15 protein-coding genes and 1 pseudogene are annotated in these 19,452 nt (G+C 55.6%); 14 read left to right on the top strand and 2 right to left on the bottom strand.

Features of this window, described 5'->3' with window-relative positions; genetic code table 11:
• Positions 1 to 139: 139 nt before the first annotated feature.
• A complete protein-coding gene (locus L8U58_RS09980; RefSeq protein WP_269955257.1) occupies positions 140 to 1,636 on the bottom strand; it encodes an EsaB/YukD family protein in 1,497 nt (498 codons plus the stop codon).
• Positions 1,637 to 1,763: 127 nt separating this feature from the next.
• On the opposite strand from L8U58_RS09980, the gene eccCa reads away from it, so the two are divergent.
• From eccCa to L8U58_RS09940, 8 genes are all read left to right on the top strand, one after another.
• The gene (gene eccCa / locus L8U58_RS09975; RefSeq protein ID WP_269955256.1) at positions 1,764 to 5,819 is read left to right on the top strand and encodes a type VII secretion protein EccCa; all 4,056 of its coding nucleotides are present in this window, start codon (positions 1,764 to 1,766) and stop codon (positions 5,817 to 5,819) included.
• Positions 5,820 to 6,288: 469 nt separating this feature from the next.
• Entirely contained in the window at positions 6,289 to 6,798 is a 510-nt protein-coding gene (locus tag L8U58_RS09970; RefSeq protein WP_269955255.1) for a hypothetical protein, read from the top strand.
• A gap of 3 nt (positions 6,799 to 6,801) precedes the next feature.
• Entirely contained in the window at positions 6,802 to 7,119 is a 318-nt protein-coding gene (locus L8U58_RS09965) for a hypothetical protein (RefSeq protein ID WP_034966010.1), read from the top strand.
• A 3-nt stretch (positions 7,120 to 7,122) separates the two neighbouring features.
• A complete protein-coding gene (locus L8U58_RS09960) occupies positions 7,123 to 7,428 on the top strand; it encodes a WXG100 family type VII secretion target (protein ID WP_269955254.1) in 306 nt (101 codons plus the stop codon).
• A gap of 159 nt (positions 7,429 to 7,587) precedes the next feature.
• A complete protein-coding gene (locus L8U58_RS09955; protein WP_222866593.1) occupies positions 7,588 to 7,923 on the top strand; it encodes a WXG100 family type VII secretion target in 336 nt (111 codons plus the stop codon).
• A gap of 48 nt (positions 7,924 to 7,971) precedes the next feature.
• Positions 7,972 to 8,265, top strand: a complete 294-nt coding sequence (locus L8U58_RS09950; RefSeq protein WP_034966005.1) for a WXG100 family type VII secretion target — start codon at positions 7,972 to 7,974, stop codon at positions 8,263 to 8,265.
• 399 nt (positions 8,266 to 8,664) lie between these two features.
• Positions 8,665 to 13,632, top strand: coding sequence for a DUF6531 domain-containing protein (locus L8U58_RS09945; protein WP_269955253.1), 4,968 nt, complete (start codon positions 8,665 to 8,667; stop codon positions 13,630 to 13,632).
• Positions 13,633 to 13,650: 18 nt separating this feature from the next.
• Positions 13,651 to 14,208 carry a hypothetical protein gene (locus L8U58_RS09940; protein ID WP_269955252.1) on the top strand — a complete coding sequence of 186 codons (558 nt, stop codon included), beginning with the start codon at positions 13,651 to 13,653 and terminating at the stop codon, positions 14,206 to 14,208.
• A gap of 462 nt (positions 14,209 to 14,670) precedes the next feature.
• Here L8U58_RS09940 and L8U58_RS09935 read toward each other — a convergent pair whose 3' ends face one another.
• Positions 14,671 to 14,850 carry a hypothetical protein gene (locus L8U58_RS09935; protein WP_269955251.1) on the bottom strand — a complete coding sequence of 60 codons (180 nt, stop codon included), beginning with the start codon at positions 14,848 to 14,850 and terminating at the stop codon, positions 14,671 to 14,673.
• Between L8U58_RS09935 and L8U58_RS09930 the strand changes: the two genes are divergently transcribed.
• The 6 genes and pseudogenes from L8U58_RS09930 to L8U58_RS09905 form a co-directional block, all read left to right on the top strand.
• Positions 14,839 to 15,792, top strand: a complete 954-nt coding sequence (locus L8U58_RS09930; RefSeq protein ID WP_269955250.1) for an RHS repeat-associated core domain-containing protein — start codon at positions 14,839 to 14,841, stop codon at positions 15,790 to 15,792. The genes L8U58_RS09935 and L8U58_RS09930 overlap by 12 nt on opposite strands.
• An 8-nt stretch (positions 15,793 to 15,800) precedes the next feature.
• Positions 15,801 to 16,175 (top strand): hypothetical protein, encoded by a 375-nt coding sequence (locus tag L8U58_RS09925; RefSeq protein ID WP_034970990.1) that lies wholly within the window; start codon positions 15,801 to 15,803, stop codon positions 16,173 to 16,175.
• Entirely contained in the window at positions 16,168 to 16,929 is a 762-nt protein-coding gene (locus L8U58_RS09920; RefSeq protein WP_034970989.1) for a hypothetical protein, read from the top strand. Before L8U58_RS09925 ends, L8U58_RS09920 begins: the two co-directional genes overlap by 8 nt.
• A 361-nt stretch (positions 16,930 to 17,290) precedes the next feature.
• Positions 17,291 to 17,728 carry a hypothetical protein gene (locus tag L8U58_RS09915; protein WP_269955249.1) on the top strand — a complete coding sequence of 146 codons (438 nt, stop codon included), beginning with the start codon at positions 17,291 to 17,293 and terminating at the stop codon, positions 17,726 to 17,728.
• A complete protein-coding gene (locus L8U58_RS09910; RefSeq protein ID WP_269955248.1) occupies positions 17,721 to 18,422 on the top strand; it encodes a hypothetical protein in 702 nt (233 codons plus the stop codon). Before L8U58_RS09915 ends, L8U58_RS09910 begins: the two co-directional genes overlap by 8 nt.
• Positions 18,423 to 18,855: 433 nt before the next feature.
• Positions 18,856 to 19,452: pseudogene (locus L8U58_RS09905) on the top strand (hypothetical protein); the annotation flags it as partial.

The following is a 19,452-nucleotide window of genomic DNA, read 5'->3' as shown; positions in this document are numbered from 1 at the left end:
ACATCTAGCCGACGTCTAGCCGACGTCAATTGGGTGGGCAGAACCGGCTGAGCAGCTGCCGGTGAGATAGCTCGTGGTGCGTATATATCGCGCCACGAGCTTTCTTTTATCTATCGCCAGGGTTCTAGTAGAACGACGCCTAACTGACCGCCCAGTAGTAAGTCAGCACACCTTGCCCGATTAGGACAATTGGGATGAATGCAAGGGACGCCACCACGTCAATGAATGTGATGACTTTGGCCATGCGTGCCTCGGCCAGTTCGTCCGGCTGACGATTTGCGATAAAGGCTAGAACAATCAGTGAGATGACGGTGACCAGGACGGCTGCAGCCCATGGCTGCCAACTATCAGTAGCACCGTTGAACATCCACGCATTCACACCAAACTGATCAGCGGAGCCCTTGCCAGTCTGCGATCCGTCGCCCAAGAACCAATGCACGAAGCTTCCAGTGCTCATGGCGAGGCCAGTGATTCCGGCGCTGAGCAGAGGGCTAATGATGCGAGCGTCCGAAAAGCCATTCGTACGCAGGATCAAGATGACCGCCAGCAGGGCTGCAATGAGTCCCTGTTGCCAGTAGCTGCTTGTGTTGAGAACAAGAACAATAAGGGCACCCATGATTGTTGCGGCCCAGCTAATACCGCGGCTAATTGCTTCAGTGCGCAGGGCGGCAGCACGGATGGATTCGCGACTAATGGATTCACCTGCGTCACTGCGACGAAGCATCGCGGCAAGCCCGGTGCTACTGATAGCAAGCGTCGACGTGGTCAGTAGCATCGCGATGGGCAGCCATGCTGTCCACGCGGCCAGCGCAAACGGACTTGCACCAAGGAAGGTTGCCAGCCCGAAGGCCGCCGCGGCAACGGCGACGATCCCGGCTGCAACCGCTGTAGCTGTCGCTTGCCTCCGCAGCGCGATCCAAGCTGCGATGGCCGCACAAAGCGCAGTGATACTGATTGTCCACGCTAGCCCTGGTGCACTGTCCACAGGCCGCAACATGGCTGCAGAGACGATGAATCCAAAGATAGGCAGGGACCACGCCAACTTCTGTGCCCACGGACGGGGCTTCCACAGGGCAATCCCGATTGCTACGAGGGTCAGAATGGTAGCGGTCACGACGCTCGTGATTCGACCTGAATTCCACGCCTCCACAACGTGTCCGTCAGCGGACGAGCCATGCCCAAAACCAAGCCCTGCGAGACTGCTACCCCACACACCCTTGAGTGCGACGAGGCCAACCAACGTAATAGTGGCCAACATGGTTGCCAGTAGTCCATCTGTGCGGGTGGTTCCAGACCACGCAAACTGGGAGGCTCCAATGGTGCTGCGCATTTCGGCCATGATGTCATCGACAAATGGTGCGTGGGCGGCTTCAGCTCGCTGCGACAGGTAGAGCTTGTGCCCGTCCAGCACCTCATAGTCTTCGAGAGTGCGCTCAGCGTTGATAATCCCCGTTTCTGGGGAGGACAGCACCCACAGGTGCGCGGTAGCTTCCACGTCTGCGGTAAATTCGGAATCTGCTACTCGTCCACGGAACAGTTCCACCACGTCATCGAGGTAGTCGATGACGGGCCTGTGTGCTGGGAGGCTGACATCCAATTGATGGTCTTGCCAAAACACACTTAATCTCACAAACATCGCAGACATAGTAGTAATGATTACATGGATTGTCGTGTGGCACGTGGCTGGGTGCCCTAGTAATGCGCCTAGCGGCCGATTGTCCTGTTGATCCCCGATACGTGCGTAGAGAGTTTTTGCTGAAGTAATGTCCACCAAGATTATTCACCGTCCGGCTCGCGCGAATCGAGCGATAGTGCCACAAGGGCCGTTGGAGTTGGCCCAGATTCCAACGATCCGTTCCAATGGCGCGGCGGCGAATGCGGTGACGTTCCTGCTTCCAGTTATTGGTGGCATGGGCATGGTGCTCATGATGATGTCGTCCGGCAACCCTATCCGCATGGCCATTGGCTCGGTGATGTTCGTGATGGTGATTGTCAGCGCGCTGGTGATGTTCGCGCGTTCGCGCACGGGCAAGCGCAAAGAGGCCGAAACAGCCCGCGTTCGTTTCTTGGAGCACCTGAAGGAAATGGAGGCGAAGGCAAAAGACAAGGCAACTGAGCAACAAAAGGTCGCAGCAATGCGCAGCCCCGAGCCAGGCGCGCTGCAGGATGCCATTCGAAATCCCTTTCGTCTGTGGGAGCGGCGCCGAAGTGACGAAGATGTGTTGGTCACCCGCATCGGATCAGGAACGTGCCAGCTGGCGTGCGGAATCAAGGTGAAAGAGGCCACGGATCCTTTGGCCATTCCGGAGCCGATCTCCCAAGCGCACGCAGAGCGCATGCTGAAACGCACTCAAACCGTGGAAAATACTCCCATCGCCATTCCAGCCCGTGGTGTGGTCAGTTTGGTGGGTTCTCCCCAGCTGACAACGGAGGCCCTGCGCACGATTGTCACCCAAGCGGCGGTGTTCCATGCTCCTGACGATGTGCGTTTCCACTTTGCATTGCCGTTGGCTGATCATGCGGATACGGCAGATTGGGCGCTGTGGCTTCCTCACGTCTTGAGTGAGGACGAGTTTGATGGGCCTCTGGGCAAGCGCCAGGTGAGCCACGATGAAACTTCCGCCCAATCGTTGCTCCAGGAGGTGGAGCGCCGCAATGACGAGTTGAAGGAGCGCGCCCGGTACCAAATGAAGTCTCTGGAGGAGCCTTTCATTGTGGTGGTGCTGGACATGGATTCCGAGCATGGGCGCTGGTTGGAGGGCCAGTTGTCTCAGGTGTTGAGCCTGGAGAAGGCCCGTATTGCTGTGCTGGCCACGTCTCTGCGTCAACAGGACGAGCCGAGCCACGTGGACGTCCGTGTGAGCATTGAGGATTCCCGCGAATTCCAGGTTCAGCTGATCGACCGTGGCGAGGTGCGCGAACCCAAACCTGGCGAGGATGGCTTTGTAGAGCGCATGCTGTACGGGGGCTTTCGTGGCCGGTTGGATCAGGTCTCCCCTGCCTTAGCGGAGTCCGTGGCGCGTTCGCTTTCACCTCTGCGCTTGGTGGAGGATGCCACGCCGGACGCTCCGCTTGAACAGACCATTGGCCTGGATGCGATGCTGGGCATTGATGATTTTGCTACCTACGACATTGCTCACCAATGGAGTCCGGGCGGCACGGATGAGTTCTTGAAGGTGCCTTTCGGAATCGACGCCGAAGCGCAGCCGATCTACCTAGATATCAAGGAATCGGCGAAATCCGGAATGGGTCCACACGGCCTATGTGTGGGTGCGACCGGTTCGGGTAAGTCTGAGGTGCTGCGCACCATCGTTTTGGCTCAGGTCATCAACCATCATCCCGATCAGCTGTCGCTGGTTCTGGTGGACTTTAAGGGTGGCGCGACCTTTGCCGGCTTGGAGCCACTCCCTCACACGGCTGCGGTGGTGGATAACTTGGCGGACGAGGCTGGCCTGGTGGATCGCCTGCATGATTCAATTTTGGGCGAGATTCAGCGTCGCCAGCATGTTCTGCAAAAGGCTGGCAACTTAGCCAATGTTGCGGAGTACAACGCCATTCGACAAAAGCAGATCGACCAGGATGGCTCAACCTCCATGGATCCTCTGCCCGTCCTGTTTGTGGTGATTGACGAGTTTGGTGAGCTTCTGGCTGCCAAGCCGGAGTTTATCGAATTGTTTGTGCAGATCGGGCGCATCGGCCGTTCCATTGGCGTGCACCTTCTCTTGGCTTCTCAGCGTTTGGAGGAAGGCCGCCTGCGCGGCCTGGAATCTTACCTGTCCTACCGCATTGGCCTGCGTACGTTTTCCGCGTCCGAATCCCGCACGGCCATTGGTTCCACGGCCGCCCACGAGCTTCCCCCTATTCCTGGTTCGGGCTATTTGAAGGTGGATCCGGATATCTTTGACCGCTTTAAGGCCGCTTATGTGTCGGGACCGTACACGTCCTCCGCATCCCAGGAGGAGCGCGAGCTTCCACCGGTTCCGATGCCTCTGGAGCTAGAGAATACGACGGAAAGCTGGCTGCAGCAGCGTGTTGAGGCACACCAGCTCTCGCTGGCTACGAATGCCAAGAAGACGGCGAACATCCAGCCGGCGGTAGAACCAACTACGACGTTGGAGCTGGTTGTGTCCCGCTTGATCCCCTCTGCGGAACCTACCCGCCAGATTTGGCTTCCTCCGGTTCCTGACAGGATCGATCTTGGCTCGGCGTTGGGCCAGGTAGAGCTCACATCTGACCGCGGCATGCGTGCTCAGCGCACCGGTCAATTGCAGATCCCACTGGGGCTAAAGGATAAGCCTTTGGAGCAGTGGCAGGGCCCGCTTGTTGTCGATCTGGCGGGTTCGCAGGGCAACGTCGCAATCATGGGTGCTCCGCAATCTGGCAAGACGACAACGGTGAAGTCTCTGGTTCTGGCCACGGCTCTGACGCACACTCCTGCGGAAGTGTCCATGTACATCGCGGACTTGAACGGTTCGGCGTTCACCGCGTTTGCGGAGCTTCCCCATGTTGGTGATGTAGCTACTCGCTTTGATGAGGATAAGCTGCGCCGCATGTTTTCTGAGATGCTGCAGTTCCTCGCGGACCGTGAGCGCATCTTTGCCGAGCATCGCTTGTCCAGTGTGGAAGACATGCGCCGTGCACATGCGGCGGGCCGGCTTCCGGAGCTACCCAGCGCCGATGTCTTCCTCATTATCGATGGCTGGGCCACTCTTCGGCATGACTTTGAGGATCTGGCAGAGCAGGCTCAGAACTTGGCTGCCCGCGGCCTGGGCTATGGCGTACATGTGGTGTTTGCAACGGGACGCTGGGCAGATTTCCGACTGCAGCTGCAGGCTGTAATTGGCACAAAGCTGGAACATCGCCTGAATGATCCTCTGGATTCCTCAATCGGGAAGAAGCCGCAAGAACAGTTGGCGGGCCAGCCGACGGGTCGCATTTTGTCGGCAGACAAACTGTTTTCCCATGTGGCAAGCCCCGTACTGAACCAGCCAGATGTGGTTCGGGAGCAGTCCACTCAGGCATTGATCTCCGCAATTGCTCAAGCTAGCCCCTTTAAGTCTGCGCCTGCTGTACGCATGTTGCCGGAGAAGGTAATGCTGCAGGAGTTGATTGATGCCAGCGGCGGTCAGCCTGCTGTGGTGGCATTGGCGGAATCAACGTTGCAGCCCGTGCGCTTCGATTTGGATGGTGCTCAGCGCCATGTGTTCATCGTGGGTGAGCATGCGTCAGGAAAGACGACGGCGCTTCGCGCGTTGATGTCGGAGGCAATTCGTGGCAAGCAGCCGGGCCAGGTGATGTTTGGTATCTTCGACGCCCGTCGTACCTTGCTTGGCGAGTGTCCTGAGGAGTTCCTGGGTGAGTACGCTGGCACAAAGTCCGCGGCGGAGCTGTTGGCGAAAGGTATCGCCAAGGAGCTAGAGAGGCGTTTGCCCCCTGCGGATGTAACGCAGGAGCAATTGCGCAATCGGTCGTGGTGGCAAGGCCCCGAAATCTACATTGTGGTAGATGATTTTGAGCAGTTCGAGGGAACCAATAACCCGCTCCGACCACTGGTGCCCTTCCTGTCCCATGGCGCAGATATTGGTCTTCACGTGTGGATTGCACGCCGCGCGGCTGGTGTGTCGAGAGCCACGTATGACACGTTCGCGCAAGGCATCCGGGACAACGGTGCCAATGGTTTGCTACTAAGCGGAGAAAAGCAAGAGGGCGCTGTGTGGCCGAAGGTGTACCTGCAGCAGCTACCGACTGGCCGTGCACAGTGGGTGCGTGGCCCGGGCCGTGTGGAGTTGGTTCAGCTTGGTTTCCGCTCCCCCAATTAGAGGGCACTATAGGTAAACCTAAGGCAAACTACACCTTACACGCGCCTCATTTTTATATAAGGGTTCGCGCCCCGGCTAACCCAAAACCTTATCTATACATACCCAAACCGTGCCGTCATACCTGCAGATTTTCCATTGCTCAGGATTCTCTAATTTAAGACCCCGCCTTTCCCTTTAATTGAAAATTGCAATGCGATCTCGAGGCTCAACTGGCATCCTCGAAGAGGTATTCAAGATTGACGGTGCAATTGAGTGAGTTAATAAGGAGAAAGGCTTTATGGCCAATTCGGTCACCTCGCCTGTGCGGTTCCACCCGGATGCCCCACGTCCACGGTTCCTATGGCAAGCCTCCCTACCCACCAACTGGGTTCGCATTGACACTCACCCAGAAGCGTCACCACACCGTTTGTCCCAGATCGCGGAGAATTACATTCCTGGCCACCGCTTAAGGCGAGCCGAACAAAAGCTAGTGCTTCAGCAGCTCGAGCAGCTGGTTAAAGCCGCCCGCGATGGAAACATTCTTCTAACCCTCATCCTCCCCGGCCTATCGGAAGATGGGCAGGCAACGTCGGCCACACTGTTGTTGCGCTGGTACGACAGCTCCCCTGAGTTTGCTAGCCTGCGCACCGCGGAGCAGGCATTTTCAACCAAGAACGCGACCACACAGCAGTGCACATCCCCCAAGGGAACGGCCTATCTGTACTCATCCAACACCACTCAGACAGGTCCAGTATCTCAGCGGCGCACGACATTCCACCACCAGGCGTTTCTTCCCATTCCCTCCACCACATGGACGTTGGTCATTTCTGGATCAGCTCCAGATGAGGAGACTGGTAAGTTGCTGGGCAACATTGTGAAGCGTGTGGCCAACAGTGTTCAGGCACATCCAGAGACGTTGGGTGAGACGTTTGAAGGTTTGGATCTACTCGATTCGAACTTTTTCGCTGGCAGCCTGGAAGCTTTGCAGGAACAGGAGTAAGGCATGTCTGATTACATTCAAGTACCTCTGCAATCTCTGCGTGATATTGCAAACAATCTCGCCGGTATGAAGGCCGATCTGGAAGGCGATAAGAAAGGCGCCGACCTTCTGTCCGGTGTGGACTCCATCCACGGCCACAAGATCCAGCAAGCGGTGGCCGAATATTTCGGCGAATGGGATGGCCCACGCAACCGCCTTCTAGAAAACGTCGGGAAGCTAGGCGATGTGTCGGGCAAGATCGCCGACGTCACTCAGCAATATGATGACGAATCCGCAAAAGGTTTTAACCAGTTTGCCGCCAAGCTCAAGGGAAAGGAATAGCACATGTCTGGCGCTACGTATTATGCGTTCCGCGATTCGGCGGCAGATTCCACAAAGGGCGATATCAACACGGTGATGAACGATATCGCAAATACCTTGGACGATATCGACAACTCAATTGAAGATCTTCGTGGAGGTTGGGAGGCTACTGAGGCCGATGCGTACTACGAGATCATCACCAAGTGGAAAGATGGCGCCACCAATCTGAAGGACGTCCTCAAGGACGTCCAAGATGCCTTACAAAATATGAAAGATGGCAATACAAAGCTTCGCCAAGGAATTGCCAAAGTGCTCGATGAAACCAGTTAGCTCAGTTAGCTAATGTCACGCGCGGGGTGCATGCGGGTGAAGGTCGGAAATCTTCTCTCGCGCTTGTTCTTCCAGCACCGATCTAACTGCGCGCCAACCTTTACAAGTTTTCACCACTATTGACGAGCCCGTGTTGTCGGACTCGCACAAGGAGTAATCATGGGTAGCGAACACCTTTCCGTTGAACACAGTGCCGTTTCTGGTCACGTCTCTTCTCTGCAGACCAACCACCAGCACCTGATGGACCAGTCTTCTAAGTTCTTGGATGCTTTGGAGCCGCTGAAGGGATCCTGGAAGGGCTCCTCTGTTGGAGCTTGGGACAACATGACTCAGGCATGGTCGGACAACATGGATCAGGTTAAGCAGGCTCTGGAGGAGCTGACTGGTCGCGTTGATGAAGCTGGTAAGTCCTACCAGTCGGGTGAGGAAGAGCAGACCAGCGCGCTACAGCAAAAGTTCGCCGGCATGAATTTCCAGCAGGGCAACATTCTCTAACCAACCACCGTCACCACATCTTTAATCGTTGAAAGGATAACGTCCCAAATGGCTGTGTATGCGTACAACAATTCCGATGCTGAGTCCACTTCTGGCGATCTCAATGGCGTAATGAACCAGATCGAGTCCACCCTGTCGGAGATGGATTCTGATATCCGCAAGCTGGCTTCCAGCTGGGAAGGCTCCGAGCAGGAGGAATACTCCCAGGTTCACGGTAAGTGGTCTTCCGCTGCACATAACCTGAAGGAAATTCTGGGCCAGATTCGTGGCGCGCTGGATGAAAACACCCAGTCCGTCGCTGAGACTCGTGGCCGCGCTTCCCAAGCTATCGCTGGTTCCTAAGAGGGCTAGGTTCTCTAGCCCTCTCCTTCCCCTCTCCTTCGATTTCCCCTTCGTTTCTTCATCTGACCAAAGACCAGAGGATCTTAGCCCGCCATGCCAGAACTATTGCTCGCCCCGTTCTTCGTCTACAAAGGTAAGAACTTCCACATTGGTGGAAACGTTGGAGCCGTTGGGGAAACGGCGCGTCGCTATACTACTTTCGGCAATCAAGCAACGACCGCAGCCTCAGCAATGCGGTCTATCAACGACGGCGGGTTCGAGGGCTCTGAAGGAGACCGATACAAGGAACTCCTGAATGCTGACTTCCCTAGCCATCTAGATATCACTGGCGAGTCTCACTCAGGTGTTGGCCGCGCCATTCGTCTCTATAAGCTTGCGCTGCAAACTGCGCAAAGAGACATGGGAGCTCTTGAAGTGCCAGCTCGGGCTACCCACTCTAACTATCAGGCCGCTGTTACCGCCTTAAACACCGCTGAGGTCAACGCCGCCCGCGCGCGATTAGCAGCGACGGCTGCGACCGCCACAGCCGTAAGCACATCAATGATTCCAGGTGTGGGTGCCGCGACTGCCGCCGCAGCCGCTTCTGCAGAGGCTGATTCGAAGACGGCTCAGGCTGCCATGAAAGCAGCACGCCTCCACTTTGAGGAAGTCAAAACTGCTTGGCTGGGTCACATTTCAACCTCCGATACCATTAAGGCCACTCTCGGCGGCGAAGTTGATTCTGCGGTAAGCATTATCGCAACGCAGGCCAGGGCAGACTTTGACGATAATCCGAACTGGCTGGAGCGCGCATGGCAGAAGACCAAGGATTGGGTGTCTGATCATGCTGACGTTCTCGCCGCTATTTCTGACATCATGCAGATTGTCGGTTCCGTGTTGCTTCTTGTTCCTGGTCTTCAGGCAATCGGCGCTGGCCTGTTGATTGCTGGCATTGGGCTAAAGGCTTTGCTTGCAGCAACGGGCAATGCGTCGTGGGGCGAGGTACTTTTCGACGTGGTGACATCCTTGCCGTTTGCCGGTATAGCCAAACTTGCGAAGGCAGGAAAGCTTGGCAACACCGTTGCCAAGGCAACTCACGGCATGGGCAAGGCAGCGTCCGCTGTTAAGGCGGCGGCGAAGTCCGGTGCCAACTCAGCTGCACTGAAGATGGCGAATGGAGCCAGCCGTGTCGCAGGAGAGGCTGGCGAAAAATTCGCCAAGTCTGCTTATTCAAAGATCACCCGCGGCGGCCAGATTTGCTTCGCGGCTGAGCCTGTCGATATGGCGACGGGCAACATGGTCGATTTCACTCAAGACATCAACATCCCCGGCATCTTGCCGCTGATCATCGACCGAAACGCTAATTCTGCGCACGAGTTGGGACGAGCTTTGGGCTCGAGGTGGGTCTCGCGCATGGATGTGCATATTGAGATCTTGGATGACGAAATCCTTATGGTCTCTCCCGATGGTGCGTTGCTGACGTTCCCGCCAGCCCCATTGGACGGATCCGAGGTCCGCGCGGACGGCCGCGCGTGGCTGCTTTCGTTTGCAGATGGTGCCTACCGTGTGCGCAATGTAGCGGAGGGAATCACCTACGTATTCTCTGTTTCTGGTGACGGGAGCTACGTCACTACATCGGGTGTGGAGGACCGCTCCCCTGCAGCTGGTGGACACTCGGCTGGCGCGGGATTGCGCACCGGTTCCTTCGCCGCTGATCTTGGTCTGGGCTTCACCGTTGGCGTGACGGCGTTGGTTCACCACACCGGCGCGGCCATCACGTACTCCTGGGATCAGGCCACTGGCCAGATGCGAGACATCACGCGCAGCGATGGAACTCACTTGTCTTTGGTTTGGGATCACGCTACGAATCGTGTGGCTTCCATTTGGGTTGATAACCAGCAGACTCACCCTGACGAAGCACCTCAGCGGCTGATCTCTTATGAATACGACGCCGCAGGTCAGCTCATTCGCGTGGTGAACTCCCATGCTGGCGTGTTGAGCTACTTCTACGATGAGCAAGGCCGTACTGCTGGTTGGCGTGACCGGAATGGTGCTGCGTATCACTACCGCTACGATGACCACGGCCGTGTTACCGCCCAAGTCGGCACCGGTGGCATGTTCCCCAACATCCTCTACTGGGGCAACGACACCGGCGACGACGCGCCACTTGGTGGCACCGTCTGCGTACTCATCGAAACCGCCGGCGACTTCACCGGCGACCCCCTAAACACCGGCGACAGCGTCGTTGAAACCTACCTCGACCGCCTCCACCACCTCCCCCTCTACCAAGCCCTCCTCAACGGTGGACTAGAACAAGCAGGCCTCACCGGCCGCGGCCGCACCACCAACCGCGACACCACCAACTGGACCATCCCCACCGACTGGCTGACCGACGACCTCCTCGGCGACATCCGCCCCACCGTCTACCGCGCCACCGCCTCCGGCGATGTCTGGCGCATCATCACCCCCGAAGGCGGCATCCAAGACACCACCTACACCGACCACCACCTCCCTGCCACCGTCACCAACGCAGCCGGTGCTACCACCTGCTACACCTACGACGACAACGACCTCATCGTCGATACCACCTACCCCGACGGGACGACCACAACCATCGAACCCGGCACCTGGGGCATGCCCGTACGCATCACCGGCCGCGACGGACACACCACCGACTACCAAGTCGACGCTTTCGGCATGACCACCGCTATCACCACCGCCGACGGAGCCACCACCACCTACACCTACGACCTGCGCCCCACCGGCATCGTCCCTGCAACCATCACCAACCCTGATGGAGCGACCACCCACATCGACTGCGATAACGCAGGCCGCACCATCGCCATCACCGACCCCGCCGGCCGCCGTACCAGCCACACCCTCAACATCCAAGGACTTATCACCGACACCCTCGACCCAGACGGCAACACCACCCGTATCGACTACACCCCCGAAGGCTGGCCCACCACACTCACCCATCCTGATGGCACCACCCTCACCGCCACCTACGACGGCGAAGGCAACCAACTGACCACCACCAACGAAACCGGTGCGACCACCACAACCACCTACACCGTCTTCGACAAACCCATCACCACCACCGACGCCACCGGGGCGACCACCCACATCACCTACAACACCCAAATGCAACCCGTGGCCATCACCAACGCCGACGGCCACACCTGGACCTACACCTACAACCTCGACGGGAACATCACCCAACAAACCGACTACAACGGCATCGTCACCACCAACACCACCAGCCCCGACGGACTCACCACCAATGTGACCACCCCAGCGGGAACAACCACCACCACCTACAACCAGTTGGGATTGACTACCAGCATTGATGATGCCTCCGGCACCACACTGTTTGGCTACGACCCCTTAGGCCGCCTGACCAGCATCACCAACCCGGCCGCCACCATCACCTACACCCGCGATGCCTACGGCCGAGCCACCGCTGAAACCACGCGCCTGGCCAGTGGTGAAGAAACCCGCCACGCACTCGAGCTCTCCTCCACGGGCATGGTCACCGGCGAACACCTCACCCTACCGACCACCCACACCATCACCACCAACTACGGACGCAATACTGCTGGTGAGATCACCAGCAGCACCATCACCCACCACACCACCCCAGCGGTCACTCATGACCACCACACCGATACAAGCGCTCCGGCAGGCCTGGATCACACTGGCCGCCTGCTTGCCGAGCTGACCTACACCACCAACACCCGCGGCCACCGCGCCACCACCGCCATCGACAACCTGGTACGCACCATCGACATCGATACCCGTGGGCGCATCACTGGTGATCACACCAGCCTGCTTGACAGCACCACCGCCGGCGGACTTGTCTCTGTCGCTGGTCGTGACTTCACCTGGCGAGCAGACTCCACTCTCACTGCCATCACCGACCACCTACGCGGTACCACCAGTTTCACCGTCGATGCTATCGGCCGTGCTACCAGTGCGACCCGCACACCCCAACCAACCACCACCAACCCCAGTGACCGGGGCTCCACCCCACCGCACACCACGACACACACTCCTGCACGAGCAGGCACTCCAGCACAATCAGGCTCTGCCACCGGGGTTTCCGCCCAGGAGAACTACTCCTTCACCCCGGCAGGGGTGCTGGCCTCTACTGCTGACGGGGTCATCGACTACCACAACACCCTGCCGGTCAAAGTCGGCCGGACAACCTACACCTACGACGCTGCAGGACGTATCACCCGGACCGTGACCAAACGTCTGGGTAAGAAACCGTTGGTGCATCACTTCTACTACGCCACCGGTGAACAACCCGTCGGCTTTAGCTCAAGTGATGCTCCCGGAGTTGGCTACCGCTACACCTACGATGGTCTCGGCCGACGTGTAGCCAAAGACACGATCAACACCACCACCGGAGAAGTTATCCACCGTGACGTGTTCACCCACACCGGTAACCAACTAGCAGCCGTCACCACCACCGTGGATACCACCGATCCAGCACGTGTGGGTGAAGGCTACGTGTGGACTACTGACCCGGCCACTGGTGAGACACACGGCCAGATCGCACTAACCACCCGTAACACCAGTGGCACCGGTGACACCAACCAGACTCCGGTTAACCCTGCCGCTGGTTGGTCCCAGTCCCGGGTTGATGCGACGTTCTACGCCCTAGTGTGCGACCTGGCCGGAGCACCTCAGGAACTGATCAACACCACCACCGGTGTCGTCGAGGGACACACCACCCAAACCCTCTATGGCAAGCGTACGTGGTCCGGTCGGTGTACCAGCCCGTTGTTGTTTGCTGGTCAGTACGAGGATGTGGAATCCGGGTGGGCGTACAACCGCTTCCGCTACTACAACCCCACCCTGGGTGGCTACAACGCCCAAGACCCACTCGGACTCGCCCCACGCCTCGCCTCCGCACAAGGGTATGTCGACCACGCAGCACACTGGGTCGATGTGCTGGGGCTAATGGCACACACAATAACGAACAATAGACTTGTTGGAAACAATGCTCGAGACGCTTTAGCACGCAGGTTCCCAGGTGCGGAAACAGAGAAGTATCTAAATGCTGGATCTGATCAGGCATTCGGTCGCACTGGTCGGCGCTACATTGATGTGTTCGAACCTGAATCTAGAATTGGTCATGAACAGAAAACAGGTAAGGTAGGAGCATCTCAATTCACTAGACAACAAGTAAACAAAGACGTCGCGCTTTTCGAACAAGGTCAGCTAAGCGAAGTTCAATGGCACGGGGATCCAAAATTTCAGGAACAGGGCTTCAAAGGAGAGGAACTGCGCGACAAGCAATTTACAAAACCAATGCAACGCTTCCTAACTGACAACAATTTTATATGGTCAAACACTAACAACGCATTTATCCTTTGTTAAGGAGCAATAGGAACTAACATGAATTTCCAATTAGACAGCTTTCTTCAAGAATACGAATTGTTTCCTACGTACGGCGAGAATAAAAATCTCAATGAATTCACCCAAAATGAACTAGCCGCGTTCACCCAGAGCTTTATTGATCTCGAATCCGAACGTTTCTCGATAGTCTATTCGGCACTCAATGGAGAATTACCTTTTGAAACCAGAAAGCAAAGAATTGTCACGCTAGCAGAATTGGTTGACCGTTCGCGCAATACAGATAGTAAAGATCCTTCCGCAGAGACACTTAGCTTATGCTACGACTTCGCCTGCGCCGTTCGCTCCTTCCTTCATGGAATCGACCCCGAAATAGAATGGCGATATCAACTCAGAAGTCCACGTGCACTTTCATATGCCAAACCTGTACTGGCTCGAAAAAAATTTAGCGGATCTGGCTTCATAGATGCTCGTGTAACAGCCTATGGCACAGCAAACAACGCCATTAAACACCATCAAAACATTAAAGAAAAAGTACTTGACACGTTAAAGAGACAGATCCAATCACAATTCGGCATCGATGTTGATTTTGACGAATAGTCAATCGTCGACGGATAAATAAAGCCAAAAGGATTTCTTGATTTAATGCCTAGAATAAGGCCTGGGCAACCAGAACAATCAATAAACTTTCCAAATCGAACGCAAAGGTTTACCGCTCTAATTACTAATTCACGTCGACGCATTGCATCTTCAATACATCAATCAATAGACCCAAAAGGGCGAAAAATCAAGGACAAAACTTAATTGGGCAGAATTCAAGAGAGGGTGATCTGATCCTAGAAAATTCTAAATAGCTATAAATAGTTCAAATTGAGAATGTATAGCATTAACTAACCTGTAAACAAACGAACCCCTGAATCAATACCGAGGACAAGCACGTCACTCGAGCATCACCGTAACCACCCCAAAAACTCTGAAAGCAAGCCCGCTTCAATGAAGCGCCCCCAAATGTGAAGATGCACTAGATGAGGGATGCGCTGGGCGTCGAACACAAATATATAGTTAGCACCCCACGCCCACCACCACTACTACGCCACCGGTGAACAACCCGTCGGCTTTAGCTCCTCCGATGAACCAAACACCGGCTACCGCTACACCTACGATGGTCTCGGCCGACGTGTCGCCAAAGACACGATCAACACCACCACCGGAGAAGTTATCCACCGTGACGTGTTCACCCACACCGGCAACCAACTCGCAGCCGTCACCACCACCGTGGATACCACCGATCCAGCACGTGTGGGTGAAGGCTACGTGTGGACTACTGACCCGGCCACTGGTGAGACACACGGCCAGATCGCACTAACCAATGGCACCGGTGACGCCAACGACACTCCGGCGAACCCTGCCGCCACCTGGTCCCAGTCCCGGGTTGATGCGACGTTCTACGCCCTAGTGTGCGACCTGGCCGGAGCACCTCAGGAACTGATCAACACCACCACCGGTACCGTCGAGGGACACACCACCCAAACCCTCTATGGCAAGCGTACGTGGTCCGGTCGGTGTACCAGCCCGTTGTTGTTTGCTGGTCAGTACGAGGATGTGGAATCCGGGTGGGCGTACAACCGCTTCCGCTATTACAACCCCACCCTGGGTGCCTACAACGCCCAAGACCCACTCGGACTCGCCCCACGACTCGCCTCGGCACAAGGGTATGTCGACCACGCAGCGTTCTGGATTGATTTCCTAGGCTTAGAGTCGTGCCCAGAATTTGTCGAGGGAATTCCCGTCAAACGCTATGGTTCCACGCCAGTCGGCGGGCATCATATTCCGGCGAAGGCCAACTACAATAATGCTCCATTGGCACGACAACATTCGCTGGATGCTCCTGCAGTCCCAATTAATGAACTTAAGAATTCAAACAATCCCGCAACCGGATCTGCGCTTCACAAAGAGATCACTGCAGCACAACGACGCGGATATGATGATTTTGCCAAGAAGTTCGATCCTGACGTCGATACCTATACTTGGAACGACGTGAGAGCCATCGAGGTAGAGGCACACACCTCGGTCGGATTCAGCCAATCTGAAGCGGAAGCACTAACCGATTATGGTATCGAGAAGCTCAAGCAACAAGGCTTGTCTCAACCTACAAATATCCCGTGGAACCCTGGAGTGTTATAAGAGTGTTAATGCAGCCCACCAACGAACAGCTGACGCAATTTCAATCGGACCTCGAAGACGTCGTCACGCCAACCATTGAACAGCTTCACACGCGAATCCAGGAAACAGGGCCCCTGTCATCTGATGACGCAGCCAGATTCGTTGCAGATATCACTGCGCTGACAATATTCGAGCTGGCCGAGCGACTTGACGGAAACGCTGACAAAACCGGCGCCCTCAGCTACAGGTTCGCTGCAGTAGAAGGGGAAGAAGTGCGCCTGCCTGCCGAAGTGCTCAGCGCCATCACCGGATGGCTTTCCGCTCCAAAGGATCGAAACCCCCTCGCCGGGAAGACCAGCCACCCGTACCCCTTCGACTTTTACGGAGCGAAAGACTATGCATAGCGATTCCGCACTGCTGCTCATCGGACGACTGTATGCGAAAGTTTACGACCAATCCATGGACTCGGATGCCGCCGAGCACCTCCACCATCTGCTGAGCAATATTCATGACACCACCGCCATCGATGAGGCCATCTACGCCTACCAAGGCGAAATACTCGGCATCCTGCTGGATTCAGTGAATCAGTCCGACTCGCTCGAGTTGTACACGGCGAGTACGTCGCAGCGCGAGTCTCTCAACTTGGCCATCACCGCCCTCGAAGATACACCTCAGTCTATGGCGGCACTCGAGGCAATTGCGCAGTTGGCGCAAGTTGAACCACCAGCTCCCGGCCAAGCCAGAATCGACATCCCCACGGAGAACCTCTCGAACGACGCCCGAAAGCTTTCAGAGCTCGGCCTCCACCAGGGCATCGCCATTTCAGTCCCGCATTTGGGCATTCCGATCTTGGAAGGCGACGAAACCACTGACATCTCCACCTCGTCTACCTTATTGGGCGACCAACGTTACGCCTCTGCCAAAGCCGTACCCAAGTGGCTGACTCACTTGTCGGAAACTCCGTCCGCTGGCTTCGTTACGTACCAGAATTCGCACGGCGAGACCCTCCAGGTCAAGTTCAATGCCAAGGGAAACTACTTCCCGCTTCTTCTCACGAACCACAACGGAAACCGCCACCTCGACAAACTACCGTCCGCGAAACAAGCCGAAAAGCACATCGTGGCCTGGCTCGACAATTCACAATCACCGATCACCTAACTGCCACTCAAAAGCGGTTTGGTTCTGTTTACTTTGGAGATAGAAGCAGCATTCTGGGTCGACGCGCTCGGGCTGATGGCCCACCGCCGCATTGGAAGCTGGACCTCACACGATATCCTCGGAAAGAAAGTCCTCAAAAGTGATTCAGGCTATCTGTTCGACCCAAACCACGTTCACAGAGGTGAAGCTAACGTGGAACGAATGACCAGAGGTCAGCTCCAAAGGGACATGATGGTAACTCTATTCACATCTTCAACGGGTTAAAATCTAGTGAATCTTCAAAGGACGTAACTCCGGTGGATCGTAATACGTTCAACTCTTGGAAAAGACAGTATTAGCAAGAAAGGGCGTTAGACTTCCTATGATTAATCTGAGTGATTTCGCAAACTTCGCCGATAGCTATGTATTTGGTGAAGGCAGCACTCTACGAGAGGTTCAGGAAGGCTTTGCATCTAGCCCTGAATGGTTGCCGAAAGACTTCAAACAGCTATTCACCCAATGCGATCGATGGACCCTAGTCGGAGTCGAAATGTTTTCACCCCTAGCCGTCCCCTACTCCCCAGATCAACGAGCAATTATACTCAACGCCGAATTCCACGAAGACTACCCAGGTCACGAGGAACTATTTGCCGTGGGAGAAATGGGAGACGACAGCTACCTTGTCCTCCAACACCTCGACAATGAAATTGTGTGCGGCTATTTCCATACTGGTGACGAAGAATGGTTCGGAAATAAATATCCGAGCCTAACTGAGTGGGCATACTCCTGCCTCGAAGCCAACGGAGAGCCAAGTGCCTAAGGCCCGGCAGAAGCTCCAAGGAATCCAACACAACCAATCATTTGATGATGACTCAATCCAGGGGATGTTCTTTGAGGCTGTAACTCTTGAACAATGCTCATTGGTTCGCACCGAGTTCAACCATTGTTCTGGATCATATCTTTCGTTCAAGGATTGCACCATTTGGGACCCGAGCTTTCGGTTTTGTGGTGATTGGGACCACATCAGCCTCATCAACACCACTGTCGAGAAGGTCGAAGAGCCACTGGATGTCTCAGTGTTTTCCAGAATCGAGGGCAGCACACTTCGCGACGTCATAATCAGCGGGAAGCAACAACAAGACCACGCACCACTTGTACTTATAAACAGCACTATCTCAGGAAGATTAGCTAATTTCGCGATCGCAGAGAACCAATCACAGAATCAACTTCTTGGATGTGACCTCCGCGACTGCGCTGTCTACAACGTCCGTTTCCTAGGCATCCCAGTAGACCGGTGCCAGCTACCCAACAGCGTTCATTCCCTCGTCCTCAACAATTGGTCAGACCTAGCAGACGAGGTCTTTTCTAAAGCAATGTTCACCTTCAAGAGCTCAGCTTCAACCAAGGCAGAGAAGACCGCTGCGTCGATAGTCATGGACGAGATCCAACTAGATGCTGGTACGTTTCACTCAGCACATGGGATACAAAGACTTGGCGCAGAGAAACTCATCTAACTCGCGATAGAGGAGCCAGATTGGTCAGTGAACTGCTCGACACCACGGTGCCGGACGAGATTGCGAATGCAATTCGTGCAATTTACGCACCTTGGCTCTAAAACCCACTGAAGTATTTTCTAGAGCGGTGTATTTGAGGGCCACAATCAGCTTCGTCGCAGTACGCATCAGTGCAACCACCGCGGAAGCCTTTCGAATCAATTCTTAGCCATTTGCGAAAAGTATTCACCTAACGATATACGTCGGCTTTACCAAACACCCTCGACTGCGAGTCATGCAGCATGCGTTGAGTCACCCGCTCACTCGACCCCGAGACCAAATGACAGTACTAAATAAAGACATGGCTCTAGGAAAATAAGAGGCAAGAGGAGTCGAGCAACAGCTTTTGGCAAGGACTGGGTAGACCAATTCGCTAGCGAGGTACGTTAAGAACATGGCGCTAAAACTAGTATTCGACGCTCCCAAAGGCAGCCGCCCGAAGGCAGGACAGCTCTACCTGATGAAAACCACCCTCGGATACATCCCTGTTGGTGTCACCTCCACCGAAGCATTCTTCGGCGCAGCCGTGATGATTCATCCCTACCGAGCGATCGTATCTGACCCCAAAGACACCACCTGGTACCCACTCGTCGAAAAGAACGAACTACTAATTCCACCCCTTCAAATTGTCAAAAGAGACTTCAAAAAAGGCGGCGACTTCCACCCAGTAAAGGACAAGAATGCACCAAAGCCTGTCCCATTTGACAAATATTTTGAGTACGGAGGGGCATTAACCTGGAACCCCAGTGAACTTGCCTTTGCACCTACCTCTGAATCAATTCCTGCGAGTCGCCTAGCATCCTTTATCCCTGAACAAGACCGTCGCATTGAATACACACTTCACAATACAAACCCACCCCAAGGTGGCATCGTCGATGAAGCACCGGAGGGCACTTACTTTATGCCAGCGGGCCTCCTCATGGATCTTCACATCGAGTTCGCCCTTGAAGACGCACTCGCCTACTACGGACTAATCGATACCCCGCGCCCC

Origin of the sequence: Corynebacterium macclintockiae (genome assembly GCF_027570165.1) — a bacterium.
GTDB classification, from domain to species: Bacteria; Actinomycetota; Actinomycetes; order Mycobacteriales; family Mycobacteriaceae; genus Corynebacterium; species Corynebacterium macclintockiae.
This window is presented reverse-complemented; position numbering and strand designations above follow the sequence as displayed.

Coding starts and splice junctions, on each gene's coding strand:
- L8U58_RS09980 (WP_269955257.1), bottom strand. CDS start 1,636: ATGTTTGTGAGATTAAGTGTGTTTTGGCAAGACCATCAATTGGATGTC.
- eccCa (WP_269955256.1), top strand. CDS start 1,764: ATGTCCACCAAGATTATTCACCGTCCGGCTCGCGCGAATCGAGCGATA.
- L8U58_RS09965 (WP_034966010.1), top strand. CDS start 6,802: ATGTCTGATTACATTCAAGTACCTCTGCAATCTCTGCGTGATATTGCA.
- L8U58_RS09960 (WP_269955254.1), top strand. CDS start 7,123: ATGTCTGGCGCTACGTATTATGCGTTCCGCGATTCGGCGGCAGATTCC.
- L8U58_RS09955 (WP_222866593.1), top strand. CDS start 7,588: ATGGGTAGCGAACACCTTTCCGTTGAACACAGTGCCGTTTCTGGTCAC.
- L8U58_RS09950 (WP_034966005.1), top strand. CDS start 7,972: ATGGCTGTGTATGCGTACAACAATTCCGATGCTGAGTCCACTTCTGGC.
- L8U58_RS09945 (WP_269955253.1), top strand. CDS start 8,665: ATGGGAGCTCTTGAAGTGCCAGCTCGGGCTACCCACTCTAACTATCAG.
- L8U58_RS09940 (WP_269955252.1), top strand. CDS start 13,651: ATGAATTTCCAATTAGACAGCTTTCTTCAAGAATACGAATTGTTTCCT.
- L8U58_RS09925 (WP_034970990.1), top strand. CDS start 15,801: ATGCAGCCCACCAACGAACAGCTGACGCAATTTCAATCGGACCTCGAA.
- L8U58_RS09920 (WP_034970989.1), top strand. CDS start 16,168: ATGCATAGCGATTCCGCACTGCTGCTCATCGGACGACTGTATGCGAAA.
- L8U58_RS09915 (WP_269955249.1), top strand. CDS start 17,291: ATGATTAATCTGAGTGATTTCGCAAACTTCGCCGATAGCTATGTATTT.